Source organism: Paraburkholderia sp. JPY419 (assembly GCF_050435705.1).
Classification (GTDB): Bacteria; Pseudomonadota; Gammaproteobacteria; order Burkholderiales; family Burkholderiaceae; genus Paraburkholderia; species Paraburkholderia youngii.
The window spans coordinates 181804-196869 of record NZ_JBNDKV010000002.1 but is presented as its reverse complement, the minus strand read 5'-3'; the positions used below and the strand labels follow the sequence as shown (position 1 = coordinate 196869).

Genomic DNA, 15066 nt, shown 5'->3' with positions numbered 1-15066 from the left:
CACACAAAGACGGCACTTGAATACGGGCTCGTCGCACCAACCTGTGTCTAGCAGCTAATATTCAGAATATTTCCAGACAAGGATCCATTGCATGACCTTTCGCGCCCAAATGCTGGACACGTTGACCTCCCAGTCGTCCCGGGATCTCGAAGCGCAGGCACTCGGTCTGGTGCCGATCGTCGTGGAAACGAGCGGCCGGGGCGAGCGTTCGTATGATATTTATTCGCGGCTGCTGAAGGAACGCATTGTGTTCCTCGTAGGCGAAGTGAACGACCAGACAGCCAACCTGGTGGTTGCGCAGATGCTGTTTCTCGAAAGCGAGAATCCAGACAAGGACATCTACTTCTACATCAACAGCCCGGGCGGCTCCGTGTCTGCCGGTATGGCGATCTACGATACGATGCAGTTCATCAAGCCAGACGTTTCGACCCTTTGCATGGGGCTCGCGGCAAGCATGGGCGCGTTTCTTCTCGCGGCCGGCGCGAAGGGCAAGCGTTTCGCGCTGCCGAATTCGCGCGTGATGATTCACCAGCCGCTCGGCGGCGCGCGCGGTCAGGCATCGGACATCGAAATCCAGGCGCGCGAAATCCTGTACCTGAAGGATCGACTGAATCATCTGCTCGCGCACCACACCGGTCAGCCCGTCGAGCGCATTGCGCGTGACACTGACCGCGACAATTTCATGTCCGGCGATGACGCGCAGGCGTACGGCCTTGTTGACCAAGTGGCGCACAAGCGTCCTTGATCTGGTACGGTTTTGCCACGCTGTTTTGCCCACTGTTGCGGCAAAACCGTCATCGGGCCGGTGGTGAATGTTCAACTTCCGTCCGGGCGTCTGCGGCAAGCGCCGTTATCCTGCTCACTAGCTCTGCCGCGCCCAAACTGCGTGGCGGGGGCAAACGGCGTATTATGTAATCCGGTGTCCGGAGGCTCACACATCTATGGCGGACAAGAAAGGTTCTAACAGCGAAAAGCTGTTGTATTGCTCGTTTTGCGGCAAGAGCCAGCATGAGGTCAAGAAACTGATTGCTGGCCCGTCGGTATTCATCTGCGATGAATGTATCGATCTATGCAACGAAATCATTCGTGACGAGGCTGCAGGCGCGGGCATCGAGGCGGGCTTGTCCAAGTCCGACCTGCCGACTCCGCAGGAAATCCGCGAAATTCTCGACCAGTACGTGATCGGTCAGGAACGCGCGAAAAAAATCCTCGCGGTCGCGGTCTACAACCACTACAAGCGTCTCAAACACCTCGACAAGAAGGACGAAATCGAGCTGTCGAAAAGCAACATCCTGCTGATCGGCCCGACCGGCTCCGGCAAGACGCTGCTCGCGCAGACGCTCGCGCGCCTTCTGAACGTGCCGTTCGTGATCGCCGACGCGACCACGCTGACGGAAGCCGGCTATGTCGGTGAAGACGTCGAGAACATCATCCAGAAGCTACTGCAGAATTGTAATTACGAGGTGGACAAGGCCCAGCGCGGGATTGTCTACATCGACGAGATCGACAAGATCAGCCGCAAGTCCGACAACCCGTCCATCACGCGCGACGTGTCGGGCGAGGGCGTTCAGCAGGCTCTGCTGAAGCTGGTCGAAGGCACGATGGCGTCGGTGCCGCCGCAAGGTGGCCGTAAGCATCCGAACCAGGACTTCATTCAGGTCGATACGACCAACATCCTGTTCATCTGCGGTGGCGCGTTCGACGGCCTGGAAAAGGTCATCGTCGACCGTACCGAGAAGACTGGCATCGGTTTTGGCGCCAGCGTGAAGAGCAAGCAGGACCGCGATGCCGGTGAAGTGCTGCGCGAAGTGGAGCCGGAAGATCTGATCAAGTTCGGCCTGATTCCAGAACTGATCGGCCGTCTGCCGGTGGTTGCCACGCTCGGCAAGCTCGACGAAGCGGCGCTGATGAAGATTCTCGTCGAACCGAAGAATGCGCTGGTCAAGCAGTATCACAAGCTCTTCAGCATGGAGCGCGTCGAACTGGAAATTCGTCCGGCCGCGCTGCAGGCCGTGGCGCGCAAGGCGATCCGCCGCAAGACCGGGGCGCGGGGCCTGCGTTCGATTCTGGAACAGGCGTTGCTCGACGTGATGTACGACCTTCCGCAAATGAAAGGTGTCAGCAAGGTCATCATCGACGACAACGTTATCGACGGCGACGGCAAACCGCTGCTGATCTACGAAGACGCGCCGAAGGTCGCGGGTTCGAACTGATCGGCTTTCGAGTTCTGCGAAAAAGCCGTTCATGGCGACGTGAACGGCTTTTTCGTTTATCGTGTGGTCAGGCTGGTTGTTCTCAACTATGGAGTCACTGAACCTTCGGAGTCACTGAACTTTTCCCACACGCGGAGGCTTGCAAAATTTTCTGCTGGCCTCACCTATCGAACGAACTGATTCCACTCATGGGGAAATGAAATGTCAGGAACCCAACTCCTCCCGCCGGAACGCATTACGCTGCCGCTGCTCCCGCTGCGCGACGTAGTCGTTTTCCCGCACATGGTGATTCCGCTCTTCGTAGGCCGCCCGAAGTCGATCAAGGCTCTCGAAGCAGCGATGGAAGGCGGCAAGCACATCATGCTCGTCGCGCAGAAAACGGCTGCGAAAGATGAGCCGACCGAAAAGGACATGTACGAAGTAGGGTGTATCGCCAACATCCTGCAGATGCTGAAACTGCCCGACGGTACCGTGAAGGTGCTCGTCGAAGGCTTGCAGCGCGCGAAGACGCTTTCCATCGAAGAACAGGAAACGCAGTTCTCGTGCGAAGTCATGCCGCTCGAACCCGACCATGCCGACAGCGCTGAAACCGAAGCGCTGCGTCGCGCGATCGTGTCGCAGTTCGACCAGTATGTGAAGCTGAACAAGAAGATCCCGCCGGAGATCCTGACCTCCTTGTCGGGTATCGACGAAGCCGGGCGTCTCGCGGACACGATTGCCGCGCATCTGCCGCTCAAGCTCGACCAGAAGCAGCACATCCTCGAGATGTTCCCGGTGATCGAGCGGCTCGAGCATCTGCTCGCGCAACTCGAAGCCGAGATCGACATCCTGCAGGTCGAAAAGCGTATCCGTGGGCGCGTGAAGCGTCAGATGGAGAAGAGCCAGCGCGAGTACTACCTGAACGAACAGGTCAAGGCGATCCAGAAGGAACTCGGCGAAGGCGAAGAAGGTGCGGATCTCGAGGAGCTCGAGAAGCGCATCACGGCTGCCCGCATGCCGAAGGAAGCGAAGAAGAAGGCCGACGCCGAGCTGAAGAAGCTCAAGCTGATGTCGCCGATGTCGGCGGAAGCGACGGTCGTGCGCAACTACATCGACACGCTGATCGGCTTGCCGTGGCGCAAGAAGAGCAAGGTCAACAACGACCTGTCGAATGCGGAACGCGTGCTCGACGAAGACCACTTCGGTCTCGAGAAGGTGAAGGAACGCATCCTCGAGTACCTCGCGGTCCAGCAACGTGTCGACAAAGTCAAGGCGCCGATCCTGTGCCTCGTTGGGCCTCCGGGTGTCGGTAAGACTTCGCTCGGCCAGTCGATCGCGCGCGCGACGAACCGCAAATTCGTGCGCATGGCATTGGGCGGCGTGCGTGACGAAGCCGAGATTCGCGGCCACCGTCGTACGTACATCGGTTCGATGCCGGGCAAGATCCTGCAGAGCCTGACCAAGGTCGGCGTGCGCAATCCGCTCTTCCTGCTCGACGAAGTCGACAAGATGGGCCAGGATTTCCGCGGCGATCCGTCGTCGGCGCTGCTCGAAGTGCTCGATCCGGAACAGAACCATACGTTTGCCGATCACTACGTCGAGGTCGATTTCGATCTGTCGGACGTGATGTTCGTCGCGACGTCGAACTCGCTGAACATTCCGCCGCCGCTGCTCGACCGAATGGAAGTGATTCGTCTGTCCGGCTATACGGAAGACGAGAAGGTCAGCATCGCGCAGCGTTATCTGTTGCCGAAGCAGAAGAAGAACAACGGCCTCAAGGATGGTGAGGTCGATGTGACCGAATCCGCGATCCGCGACATCATTCGCTACTACACGCGTGAAGCGGGCGTGCGTTCGCTCGAGCGTGAAGTGTCGAAGATTTGCCGCAAGGTCGTGAAGATGCTTCTGCTGAAGAAGGCGGAAGGCGCGGTGAAGGTCGACGGTAGCAATCTCGACACTTTCCTCGGCGTGCGCAAGTATGACTTCGGTTTGGCCGCAAAGGAAAATCAGGTGGGCCAGGTCACGGGTCTCGCGTGGACGGAAGTGGGCGGCGATCTGCTGACTATCGAAGCCGCAGTGATGCCGGGCAAGGGCAATGTGATCCGCACGGGTTCGCTCGGCGACGTGATGAAGGAATCCGTCGAAGCGGCGCGCTCGGTCGTGCGTTCGCGTTCACGTCGTCTTGGCATCAAAGACGAAGCGTTCGACAAGCAGGATATTCACATCCACGTGCCGGAAGGCGCGACGCCGAAAGATGGTCCTTCGGCTGGTATCGCGATGACGACCGCGCTGGTGTCGGTGTTGACCGGTATTCCGGTGCGCGCCGATGTCGCGATGACGGGCGAAATCACGTTGCGTGGCGAAGTCCTGCCGATCGGCGGCCTGAAGGAGAAACTGCTCGCGGCGCATCGCGGTGGTATCAAGCTGGTGCTGATTCCGGAAGAAAACGTCAAGGACTTGACGGAGATTCCGGACAACGTGAAGAACGCGATCGAAATCGTGCCGGTCCGCTGGATCGACAAGGTGCTCGAACTTGCGCTCGAACGCGTGCCGCAGGCGTTGCCGGAAGAAGAACCGAAGCCTTCGGCGCCGGTTGGTGCCGAGCCGGGCAAGGATGCCGCGACGGACGTCGTCAAGCACTAAGGTCCGAAGCGCATCTGAATGCGCTGACGTCAAAGCATCCAGCAGCGCTGTTGCTCGCTGAAGCAGAAAACCCGCGGTCAAGGCCGCGGGTTTTTTATTGCCCGCACGACCTTGGCGCGGTGTCGCATCACCAGACTGTCCGTTGCAACATACTGTGATGAAAGCGCCCCTCTAAAATCACCTCGATCAGGCTCAACCCCGCTTGACACAAGGGTTTCGGCCGCTTCTAATGGGGCGGCCTGGCGTTAGCGCCGGCCGCGTGGCGGGAGGTGCTGGAAAGCACTGTCACGATTGCCAATAAACATTCACGGGGGTTTTGAATGAACAAGACGGAATTGATCGATCACATCGCACAGCAAGCCGACATTTCGAAGGCTGCGGCCGGCCGTGCGCTCGATGCAGTCATCGCGGGCGTCAAAAGCACGTTGAAGAAGGGCGGATCGGTCACGCTGGTCGGCTTTGGCACGTTCGCGGTCGGCAAGCGCACCGCGCGCACCGGGCGCAATCCGCGCACGGGCGCCGCGATCAAAATCAAGGCAGCAAAAGTTCCTAAATTTAGGCCTGGCAAAGCGCTGAAGGATGCGCTAAACTAATGGGCTTGCTGCTTGAGGAATTGCTTGGCCCGGTTGCATCGTCGATTCATCGGGTGAGCGCCTGCAAGGCAGAAAACACATCAAGCACTGAATCACGAAACGGGTGCTTAGCTCAGTTGGTAGAGCGGCGCCCTTACAAGGCGTAGGTCGGGAGTTCGAGCCTCTCAGCACCCACCAGTTTCAGATTCGGTGGCAGTGTTTTCAGTAGCAAGAGCGCAGTAAAAGGAGTGGTAGTTCAGTCGGTTAGAATACCGGCCTGTCACGCCGGGGGTCGCGGGTTCGAGTCCCGTCCACTCCGCCAGTATCCACGAAAGGCGAACTCCGGTTCGCCTTTTTTGTTGCCCGCTGAGGTAAGATCGGGCGTTCTGTTTTTGGCATCCCTCACGCATGCTCGATTTTTTCCGCAATCACCAACGCCTGATGATGTTCATGCTCATCCTCGTCATTTTGCCGGGGTTGGGTTTTGTGGGTATTCAGGGCTTCCGCGGCTTCTTTGACGAAAGCGCAAACGTCGCGAGCGTCAACGGTCACAAGATCACCCGCGTCGAATACGACGACGCGATGCGCCAGCAGATCGACCGGGGGCGTCAGATGCTCGGTGCACAGTTCGACATGAAGTCGTTCGACACACCGGAGCGCCGCCGCCAGATGCTCGACGGCATGATCGAGCAGCGTGTGCTCGCCGACGAAACGCAGCGTCTGCATCTGACCGCATCGGACGACGCGGTGCGCCGTGCGCTGCTGTCCGATCCGGTGATTTCGTCGCTGAAAAATCCTGACGGTTCGATCGACCTCGAGCGTTACAAGCAGTTGCTCGCGATGCAGGGCATGACGCCCGATCAGTACGACGAGCGCATGCGCTACAACCTCGCGATGCAACAGCTGCCCGCGAGCATCACGGCGAGCGCGTTCACGTCGAAGACGCTTGCGCAGCACCTGACCGAGCTGGCCCAGCAGCAGCGTGAAGTGCAGGGCATCGCGTTCCATCCGCACGATTACGAAGCGAAGATCCAGCCGACCGATGCGCAACTGCAAACGTATTACGACGCGCATCGCAACGACTTCGCGACGCCCGCTACCGCGACGATCCAGTATCTGGTGATGTCGCCGGCCACGCTGGGCGCATCGGTGCAGCCGAGCGACGCGGACCTGAAGAAATACTACGACGACAACATCTCCCACTTCCGCACCGAAGGCGAAGTGCGCGCGAGCCACATCCTGATCGCGGCACCGAAGGACGCGAGCGCGGCCGACAAGGCCAAGGCGAAGCAGAAAGCCGAGGAGTTGCTCGCGCAGCTCAAGGCGCATCCAGACCAGTTCGCGCAGATCGCGCAGCAGAGCTCGCAGGACCCGGGTTCGGCATCGAAGGGCGGCGATCTCGGTTACTTCGGCCGCGGCATGATCGCGGGCGGCCAGGCGTTCGACGACGCGGTGTTCGCGCTGAAGAAGGACGAAATCAGTGGCATCGTGCAGACGGACTTCGGCTTCCACATCATCAAGGTCACTGATGTAAAGCCGGCGGTAACGAAGTCGTTCGACGAAGTGAAAGACCAGATCACCAGGGAGCTGAAGACGCAACTGGCGAGCAAGGCGTTCACCGACGGCTCGGAAGGCTTCACGTCGCTGGTCTATGAAAAGGCCAAGAGCCTGCAGCCGGCCGCGGACAAGTTCAAGCTGCAGATCCAGACCGCGACGGTCACGCCACAGCCGGATGCGAAGCTGCCGCCCGACAGCCCGCTGAACAATCCGAAGTTCCTCGCAGCCGTATTCGCGAACGACTCGGTATCGGCGCACAACAACACGCAGGCCATCGACGTCGGCAACAACACGCTGATCGCCGCGCGCGTGACGGATTACAAGCCCGCCGCCGTGCCCGCCTTCGACGCGGTGAAGGACGCGGTGCGTCAGAAGGTCATCGCCGAGCAGGCGAACGAAGCGGCGCACAAGGACGGCGTTGCGAAGCTGGCCGAGTTCGAGAAATCGAAGGCGACCGCCGGTTTCTCGTCGCCGCTGAAGGTATCGCGCAATGACGCGCAGGGCGTGCCGCCTGCCGCACTGAGCGCGATCTACAAGGTCGATGCGCAAAAGTTGCCGGCCTACGTCGGTGTCGATCTCGGCGATGACGGCTATGCGATCTATCGCGTGAACCAGATCGTGCCGCCCGCGGCCACCGACGCGCAGCATCTCGCCGTCGCGCAGCAGCAGATTGCGCAGGTGGACGCGCAGTCGCAGGCCGAGGCCTATCTGAAGGCGCTGCGCGAGCGCTCGAAGGTGCAGTTCTACGGCACGCTCGACAACGCCGCGCAGATGGCCGACCAGTAAGCCGCCGCAGTAAGCCGCAGTAGGCATTACCTGCCGGTCAAAGCAAAAGCCCCGCAAATGCGGGGCTTTTTTTATCTACGCCCAGGACGACCGTTTCACAGACAGCCGCTGATCGCGCCAGTAGCATCGCTTGCGCCGGCGCCGCCTGCGCGGAAGCCGACCCACGTACCCTTGCCGCTATACGACGGACGGACCACCGCTGCCGCGCCGTTGGGCGGTTGCTGGCCCGGGACGTAGACGTCCATGGCCTGATCGTTGGCCAGGATACTTTGCGAAACGACCTGCTGTTGTGAGCTATCCGCCCATTTCTGCGCGATGCAGGTTGCGACGGCGCGAGGCGGCTGCTGGCTTTGACCCACGGACTGAACCCCGGCCGGCGGTTGAGCCGCGCAGGCCGAGATGGCAACAGTCAAAGCGATTAACGGTAAGTATTTCAACGTTATCTCCTCAGGAGTCGCTCAAGATTGAGCCGGGTGGTACGGAACGCCCCATGCGTCAAACGGCTCGGCGATCCGTGCTCCCCCAAGGTTCCGGAAACAAGTCGTTAGCAGGTGTTTCAGTGCGGCGAACTTGTGCGAAGGAGTGGCTTGACAGCGGGCCACACGTTGTTGAGTAGCAGTGGCTGTGCCTGCTGCGTCGGGTGGATCTGATCGGCCTGGAACATATCCGGTTTATCCGCGATGCCGGCGAGCAAAAAAGGCACGAGCGGCAGATGGAATTCCTTCGACAACTGGCCGTAGAGACCGTGGAACTTTTGCGTATAGTCGGGGCCGTAATTGGGCGGCACGTACATGCCGACGAGCACGACCTTCGCGTGGCCTTGCTGCGCCTGTTCGATGATCGTGCGCAGGTTGGCCTCGGTCGTCGAGAGGGGCACGCCGCGCAACGCGTCGTTGGCGCCCAGCTCGACGATCACGATGCTCGGCTTGAGTCGTTCCATCAGCGCGGGCAGACGCGCGCGCCCGCCGCTCGTCGTGTCGCCGCTGATGCTCGCATTGGCGACGCTATAATCGATGCGCTCTTCGGCCAGACGCTGACGCATCAACGCGACCCAGCCCGTATCGCGGGGCAGCCCGTACTCGGCGGAGATGCTGTCGCCGAGCACGACGATCACCGGCTTCGCGGGTTCGGGCGCATTTGCCGCATGAGCCTGCAACGGTAACCAAACCAGCGCGGCGGCCATCATGGTTGCGCCGAATGCCGCAGTCAGCGCCGCGGCGCGAGCGGCGATGGCGCGCACTTTCAACCTACGCTTCACCATGCCAAACAGAACTGATCCAGTCATTGAAGTGCGGGGTTTGTGCAAGAGGGTTAAGGATGCGACGGGCGAACTCACGATTCTCGATGACATCGATCTTGCCATCGATGCCGGGAGCAGCGTCGCGATCGTCGGTGCATCCGGATCGGGCAAGTCTACGCTGCTCGGGCTGCTCGCGGGATTGGACAGCGCGAGCGCGGGCTCGGTTCGGCTGCTCGGCCGCGAACTCGGCGAGCTCGACGAAGACGGGCGCGCCGCATTGCGCAGCGGCGCGGTAGGCTTCGTGTTCCAGTCGTTTCAATTGATGCCGCATCTGACCGCGCTCGAAAACGTCACGTTGCCGCTCGAACTGCAAGGCGGCATCGGCACACGCGAGGCCTCCGCGCGCGCGCGTGAACTGCTCGAACAGGTAGGGCTCGGGCAGCGCACCGGCCATTATCCGAAGCTGCTGTCGGGCGGCGAGCAGCAGCGCGTTGCGCTCGCTCGCGCGTTCGTCACCCGCCCGAAGATCCTGTTTGCCGACGAACCCACCGGCAGTCTCGACGCGGCCACCGGCCACGCGGTCATCGATCTGATGTTCGAGATGAATCGCGCGCACGGCGCGACGCTCGTGCTCGTGACGCATGACATCGAACTCGCGCGGCGTTGCGACACCACGGTGACGATCGAAGCGGGGCGGCTCGCGTAATGGTCAGCCGGATCGCGGGCATGGGCTCGCGTACCGCCGCGATCATGTGGCCGTCGAAGCAAAAACAAAGCGGGCCGTAGCCCGCTTTGTTTTGTCCAGGGCGCACTATCGCGCACTTCAAACTTCCACTCAGCGCTTCAACGCAGCCCGCGCCCGCGCGATCAACGCCGACGTCGACGAGTCATGCTTCTTCACGTCGGCACCCGCCGCACTCAGATCGGCTTCGACCACCTTGCCGAGGATCTTGCCGAGCTCGACGCCCCACTGATCGAACGGGTTGATGTTCCACACCGACGCCTGCACCAGCACCTTGTGTTCATAAAGCGCGATCAGCGCGCCGAGCGTGCGCGCGCTCAACGCGTCGAGCAGCAGCGTCGCGGTCGGGCGATTGCCGGGGAACGTCAGGTGTGGCGCGAGTTCCGGCTTGTCGGGGCCGGCCACCTTCTTTGCTTCCTCGAGCGTGCGACCCAGCATCAACGCTTCGCTTTGCGCGAAGCAGTTCGCGAGCAACTTCGGATGATGGCTCGCGAGCGGATGCTCGGGCGTCAGCACCGCGATGAAATCGATCGGCACGATCGTCGGGCCTTGGTGCAGCATCTGGAAAAACGCGTGCTGACCGTTCGTGCCCGGCTCGCCCCACGTGACCGCGGAAGTCGCATAGTCGACGAATGCGCCGTCGAGACGCGCGGACTTGCCGTTGCTCTCCATCTCAAGCTGCTGCAGATACGAGGGCAGGAAATGCAGCGCCTGCGAATACGGCGCGACCAGATAGCTCTGCGAGCCGAAGAAGTTGCGATACCAGATGCCGATCATGCCGAGCAGCACCGGCAGGTTCTTTTCGAGCGGCGCGGTGCGGAAGTGCTGGTCCATCTCGTTGGCGCCGGCGAGCAACTCGTCGAATTGCTGCGGGCCGATGGCGATCATGATCGATAGACCGACGGCCGACCACAGCGAGTACCGTCCGCCGACCCAGTCCCACATCGAGAACACGTTCTCTTTCGCGATGCCGAACTTGACGACTTCGGCCGTATTCGCCGACACGCCAACGAAGTGCTTCGCGAGCGCGCTTTCCGGGCAGCCTTTCTGGATGAAAAAGTCGCGCAGCGAGCGCGCATTCGTCATCGTTTCCAGCGTCGTGAAGGTCTTCGAAACGATGATCGCGAGCGTCTCCTCGGGATCGATCTGCTGCATCACGTTGTACAGATCGGCGCCGTCGACGTTCGACACGAAGTGCGTCGAGATCTCGGGCGTCGCCAGATGATGCAGCGCGTGCACGACCATCTTCGGCCCGAGATCCGAGCCGCCGATGCCGATGTTCACGACATGACGAATGCGCTTGCCGGTGTAGCCGGTCCACGCGCCGCTGCGAACCTGTTCGGCGAACGCGGCCATTTTCTTGCGCTCGGCCTGCACGTCGGCAAAGAACGGCGCCTTCGGGTCGGTTGCGCGCAATGCCGTGTGAAGCGCGGCGCGGCCTTCGGTCGGGTTGACGACTTCGCCCGCGAACATCGCGTCGCGGCGCTTTTCGACGCCGGCTTCGCGCGCGAGTTGCACGAGCAGTTGCAGGGTTTCGTCGGTGATGCGGTGCTTCGAGAAATCGGCTGTGAGACCGCCGCCCGCGAACGTGAAGCGTTCGGCGCGGGTGGGAGCGGGATCGTTCTCGGGGGCGAACCAGTCGCGCAGATGCGCATCGCGAATCGTGTCGTAATGCGTCTGCAGCGAGGACCAGGAGGGGAGCGAGTTCTGGGTCATAGCGTCCGTCTAACCAAGGGGCACGAAGGAAGGCGCGCGCATGAAGCGCGGCCGAGAATGATGCGGCGATTCAGTCAGAGCGATGCCACGCGGGCCGGTTCGCGAGCGAGTGCCGACGATACTTCGCGAAAACGCGAGGCGGCGCACGCGCCCGCTGGAGTATCGCCGCGACCCGCAGTCGATCCGACGCGCGGCGCAGGCAACCAGTATAGCGGGGATGCGCTAGGGGCAGCAGTGCGTTGCGCGCGCTCGCAATGATTGGGATGGCGATGTTTCACCGGTCTGAACGGGCGCCGCGAACAAGCCGCGCACGACAGGTCCGTCACGCAGGCGTCGCCGAATAGAACAGCCGGTTCAGCAAGGTACGCACCATCGGTGCCAGCTCGCCGGCCGTCAATCCCGCGGGACCTTGGCCCTGCGCGGTCAGCGTATCGGCGGCGAGACCGTGCAGATAGACGCCCGCGAGCGCCGCCTCGAAGCGCGGCAGGTGCTGCGCGAGCAGCGCGCCGATGATGCCGCCGAGCACGTCGCCGGTGCCGCCCGTCGCTAGCGCGGCGTTGCCGGTTGGGTTCAGCGCGAGGCGGCCGTCGGGCGCGGCAATGATCGTGCCGACGCCCTTCAGCACGACGACGCTCGCGAAACGCGTCGCGAGCGCACGGGCGGCCGCGAGACGGTCGCGCTGCACGCTCGCCGCGTCGCTGCCGAGCAGGCGCGCCGCTTCGAGCGGATGCGGCGTCAGGATGCACGGATCGCCTTGCACGCCGCGCGCGGTGAGTTCGGCGGCGAGCGCAGGGTCTTTGGCGATCAGATTCAGCGCGTCGGCATCGAACAGCTTCGGCACGTCGAGTTTCAGCACGTCGTGCAGGACGCGCGTCGCGCGTTCGCCATGCCCCATGCCGCAGCCGACCGCGAGTGCGTCCATCGAATCGAGCGGCAGCGTGTCGATCGGATGCAGCATCAGTTCGGGGTGCGGTGGATCGTAGGGCGGGGCGCCTTCGCCGAGCAGCGCGACGTGGACCTTGCCCGCGCCGCTGTAGAGCGCCGCGCGCGCCGCGAGGATCGGCGCGCCGCACATGCCGGTGTCGCCGCCGACCACTGTGAGGCTGCCGAAGGTGCCCTTGTTGGTCGCGAAGTTGCGCGGGGGCATGAACGGGCCGAAGAGGTCGGGGGCGCTGAGCTGGATCGCGGCGCGGGGGGTGCCTGTGGCGGCGTCCTGGCCACCGCCGCCGCCGTTGATCCCTGCGGCGAGCCCGATCGGTGCGACCGTCAGCCGCCCGCTGAGGTCGCGGCCCTGCGCGGTGAAAAGCCCCGGTTTCGCGCCGATGAACGTGATCGTGTGGGTCGCATGGACCGCCGCCGCGCCATTGCCGCCGATCACCGCGCCGGTGTCGCTGTCGAGCCCGCTGGGCACATCGAGCGCGAGCACGGCGCCTTGTGTCGGGCGCGTCTTCGTGCGCTGCGACAGCTGCCGCGCGAGCGTTGCGAATACCCCGTCGAGCGGCCGCGCGAGACCGATGCCGAACATGCCGTCGACGAGCCAGCCATAGCCGTCGAGCGAGGCGGGCGGTGCCGCGTCGATCGGCACGCCGGCGGTGCGTGCGGCGTCGAGTGCCCAGCGCGCGTCGGCGGGCTTCACTTCGACCGGCATGCAGACTTCGACGGCGATGCCGGCCTTGTGCAGTTCCGTCGCGACGACCAGCGCGTCGCCGCCGTTGTTGCCAGGACCGGCGACCAGCCATGCGCGCTGCTGCGATTTCGTCACCGACGTGTCCGCGGCGATCCGTTCGAGCAGCCAGCGCGCGGCCGCGTGGCCCGCGCGCGCCATCAGCGTGTGCTCTGGCAGGGCCGCGGCGGCCTGGGATTCGGCGATCCGCAAGTCGGTCAGCGTCAGCAGCGGCAGCGCAAGCGGCTGCGGGTCCCTGAGTGGGGCGGTTAGCGGATCGAAAAGGGTGAGCAGCGAGTTTTCGGCGTCTGTCATGGCGAAACCTGGCGGTGCGCCCGCGGCGCGGCGGGCAGACTGGGGAATCGCTATGGTAGTGCCGATAGGCGCAATGCGTGCGGCTGTTTCGGTGCTGGCGGTGGGAGGGGCGCGATGAACGCGCGGTGTTGACAGCGGGCTGTCAGCCCGCCATCCCCGCGCGGAAGAGCGCGAAACCTTACTGGAACCGCTCCGGCCGCAATGCCGCCAGCGTGTCTGGCGGCAACGTCGGTGTCTGCCCCGACATCAGCTCCGCAACGAGCTTGCCCGCGCCGCAGGCGAGACCCCAGCCCGCGGGCCCATGCCCGACGTTGACGAAAAGCCGCGGATGCAGCGCGTTGCCGATCACCGGCAAGCCGTCCGGCGACAGCACTTTCACGCCTTCCCACGGCAGTGCCGCCGAAATGCGTGCGGCGCCCGGAATCCAGTCGTGCGTCGCCTGGCCGAGCATCGCGAGCGCCTCCTTGGTCAGCGCTTCGCCGAGCGGCTTGTCGATCTGGCTGGCGCTTTGCAGCACCGCGCCGCCCGCGATCCGCAACCGATGGTTCATGCGGCTGATGCCGATGCGCTTGACCGCATCGACGATCGCGACATGCGGCGCGCATTCCTCGTGCGCGATCGGCGCGACCAGCGAATGCAGCCGCAGCGGATGCAGCGGCAGCTTGAGTCCCGCGCGGTCGAGCAGCGCGAGGCTGCCATAACCGGCTGCGACCACAACCGCGTCGGCCTGGACCACGTCGATTTCGCGCGAGCGGGGCGCGCTGTCGCGCGGCGCCAGTTCGACCGCCGCACGTTGATTTTCGAGCCGGATGCCCGTCACCGCGCAATTAGGCATGAACTGCACGCCGCCCTGCGTATCGAGCACCTGTTTGACGAGCTTGGTGAAAAGCGGACAGTTCGCGGTGCGCTCGTGCTCGAACAGCACGCCGCCGGCGAATTCGGGATCTATGGGCACCGCATGCTCGAACGCCGCGCATTCGGCCGGGCTCATCACGTGATGCGGCACCTCGAACTGGCCCAGCAGATCGAGCGCAGCGGCGCTCAACTCCCATTCGTGCGCGCTGCGCACGAGGTACAAGAGACCGCTCGCCTGTTCGAATTCGAGGCCGAAGCGGGCTTCGACGTCGGCCATCGCCTCGCGCGACGATTCGATCAGCGGCCGCAGCAGCGCGTACTGGCGAGCGAACGCCGCGGGTTCCTGCCATGCGCCGAGCTGTTTGCTGAACTGCCGCGCGGCGCCGTTGAAGCCGGTCTTGCTGATCACGCCATTTTTCGCGTTGTAGCGGCTCGCCATGAAGGTCGGGCCGAACCAGACGTCGAGCGGCGTCGGCAGCACGGTGCCGCCTTGTCCGTAAGTGGCGCCTTGGGCGACGGTCGCGTGACGCTCGACGACGCATACCCGGTGGCCGGCCGCGCGCAGCTGATAAGCGGTGGCGACGCCCGCTACCCCGCCGCCAATGACGATGACATCCATGCTCTGATTCGATGTGCCGACGGGCGGCTCGCGCGCGTTCCCGCTGGCTGTGACATGCGGCGCCCCGCCGGGTGAAGCCCGGGCCGCGTGCGCCGATCTGGTGAAACGCGAATGATAGCAGTCAAAGCACCCGCGCGGCGACGCGACGGGCACTCCGGCGGCGCCT

General features: G+C 63.3%; 11 protein-coding genes and 2 tRNA genes. 8 read left to right on the top strand and 5 right to left on the bottom strand.

What is annotated here, in order from left to right; genetic code table 11:
- Positions 1-91 precede the first annotated feature (91 nt).
- The 7 genes from clpP to QFZ91_RS07055 all read left to right on the top strand — a co-directional run bounded on the left by clpP (position 92) and on the right by QFZ91_RS07055 (position 7750).
- Positions 92-745, top strand: a complete 654-nt coding sequence (gene clpP / locus QFZ91_RS07085; protein ID WP_013089401.1) for an ATP-dependent Clp endopeptidase proteolytic subunit ClpP — start codon at positions 92-94, stop codon at positions 743-745.
- A 196-nt stretch (positions 746-941) separates the two neighbouring features.
- The gene (gene clpX / locus QFZ91_RS07080; protein WP_013089402.1) at positions 942-2213 is read left to right on the top strand and encodes an ATP-dependent Clp protease ATP-binding subunit ClpX; all 1272 of its coding nucleotides are present in this window, start codon (positions 942-944) and stop codon (positions 2211-2213) included.
- A 201-nt stretch (positions 2214-2414) separates the two neighbouring features.
- A complete protein-coding gene (gene lon, locus QFZ91_RS07075; RefSeq protein ID WP_018432018.1) occupies positions 2415-4835 on the top strand; it encodes an endopeptidase La in 2421 nt (806 codons plus the stop codon).
- Between the two features lie 320 nt (positions 4836-5155).
- Positions 5156-5428 carry an HU family DNA-binding protein gene (locus QFZ91_RS07070; protein ID WP_008923411.1) on the top strand — a complete coding sequence of 91 codons (273 nt, stop codon included), beginning with the start codon at positions 5156-5158 and terminating at the stop codon, positions 5426-5428.
- 101 nt (positions 5429-5529) lie between these two features.
- Positions 5530-5605, top strand: a tRNA-Val gene (locus QFZ91_RS07065).
- Between the two features lie 47 nt (positions 5606-5652).
- A tRNA-Asp gene (locus QFZ91_RS07060) sits at positions 5653-5729 on the top strand.
- 86 nt (positions 5730-5815) lie between these two features.
- Positions 5816-7750 (top strand): SurA N-terminal domain-containing protein, encoded by a 1935-nt coding sequence (locus QFZ91_RS07055; RefSeq protein ID WP_429566785.1) that lies wholly within the window; start codon positions 5816-5818, stop codon positions 7748-7750.
- Positions 7751-7845: 95 nt separating this feature from the next.
- Here QFZ91_RS07055 and QFZ91_RS07050 read toward each other — a convergent pair whose 3' ends face one another.
- Together QFZ91_RS07050 and QFZ91_RS07045 are read right to left on the bottom strand one after the other, a co-directional pair.
- The gene (locus tag QFZ91_RS07050) at positions 7846-8187 is read right to left on the bottom strand and encodes a hypothetical protein (protein WP_368597414.1); all 342 of its coding nucleotides are present in this window, start codon (positions 8185-8187) and stop codon (positions 7846-7848) included.
- Between the two features lie 119 nt (positions 8188-8306).
- Positions 8307-9011, bottom strand: coding sequence for an arylesterase (locus tag QFZ91_RS07045; protein WP_176367321.1), 705 nt, complete (start codon positions 9009-9011; stop codon positions 8307-8309).
- Between QFZ91_RS07045 and QFZ91_RS07040 the strand changes: the two genes are divergently transcribed.
- Positions 9010-9696 carry an ABC transporter ATP-binding protein gene (locus tag QFZ91_RS07040; protein WP_176108599.1) on the top strand — a complete coding sequence of 229 codons (687 nt, stop codon included), beginning with the start codon at positions 9010-9012 and terminating at the stop codon, positions 9694-9696. The two genes, QFZ91_RS07045 and QFZ91_RS07040, sit on opposite strands and share 2 nt — an antisense overlap.
- A 129-nt stretch (positions 9697-9825) precedes the next feature.
- On the opposite strand, the gene pgi is transcribed toward QFZ91_RS07040, so the two are convergent.
- The 3 genes from pgi to QFZ91_RS07025 all read right to left on the bottom strand — a co-directional run bounded on the left by pgi (position 9826) and on the right by QFZ91_RS07025 (position 14900).
- Positions 9826-11448 (bottom strand): glucose-6-phosphate isomerase, encoded by a 1623-nt coding sequence (gene pgi, locus QFZ91_RS07035; RefSeq protein ID WP_429566784.1) that lies wholly within the window; start codon positions 11446-11448, stop codon positions 9826-9828.
- Positions 11449-11770: 322 nt separating this feature from the next.
- A complete protein-coding gene (locus QFZ91_RS07030; RefSeq protein ID WP_429566783.1) occupies positions 11771-13426 on the bottom strand; it encodes an NAD(P)H-hydrate dehydratase in 1656 nt (551 codons plus the stop codon).
- Positions 13427-13604: 178 nt separating this feature from the next.
- A complete protein-coding gene (locus tag QFZ91_RS07025; RefSeq protein ID WP_429566782.1) occupies positions 13605-14900 on the bottom strand; it encodes an FAD-dependent oxidoreductase in 1296 nt (431 codons plus the stop codon).
- Positions 14901-15066 lie beyond the last annotated feature (166 nt).

What these genes read in the sequence shown, in the direction of transcription:
- clpP (WP_013089401.1), top strand. Translation starts at nt 92, where the DNA reads ATGACCTTTCGCGCCCAAATGCTGGACACGTTGACCTCCCAGTCGTCC.
- clpX (WP_013089402.1), top strand. Translation starts at nt 942, where the DNA reads ATGGCGGACAAGAAAGGTTCTAACAGCGAAAAGCTGTTGTATTGCTCG.
- lon (WP_018432018.1), top strand. Translation starts at nt 2,415, where the DNA reads ATGTCAGGAACCCAACTCCTCCCGCCGGAACGCATTACGCTGCCGCTG.
- QFZ91_RS07070 (WP_008923411.1), top strand. Translation starts at nt 5,156, where the DNA reads ATGAACAAGACGGAATTGATCGATCACATCGCACAGCAAGCCGACATT.
- QFZ91_RS07055 (WP_429566785.1), top strand. Translation starts at nt 5,816, where the DNA reads ATGCTCGATTTTTTCCGCAATCACCAACGCCTGATGATGTTCATGCTC.
- QFZ91_RS07040 (WP_176108599.1), top strand. Translation starts at nt 9,010, where the DNA reads ATGCCAAACAGAACTGATCCAGTCATTGAAGTGCGGGGTTTGTGCAAG.
- QFZ91_RS07045 (WP_176367321.1), bottom strand. Translation starts at nt 9,011, where the DNA reads ATGGTGAAGCGTAGGTTGAAAGTGCGCGCCATCGCCGCTCGCGCCGCG.
- pgi (WP_429566784.1), bottom strand. Translation starts at nt 11,448, where the DNA reads ATGACCCAGAACTCGCTCCCCTCCTGGTCCTCGCTGCAGACGCATTAC.
- QFZ91_RS07030 (WP_429566783.1), bottom strand. Translation starts at nt 13,426, where the DNA reads ATGACAGACGCCGAAAACTCGCTGCTCACCCTTTTCGATCCGCTAACC.
- QFZ91_RS07025 (WP_429566782.1), bottom strand. Translation starts at nt 14,900, where the DNA reads ATGGATGTCATCGTCATTGGCGGCGGGGTAGCGGGCGTCGCCACCGCT.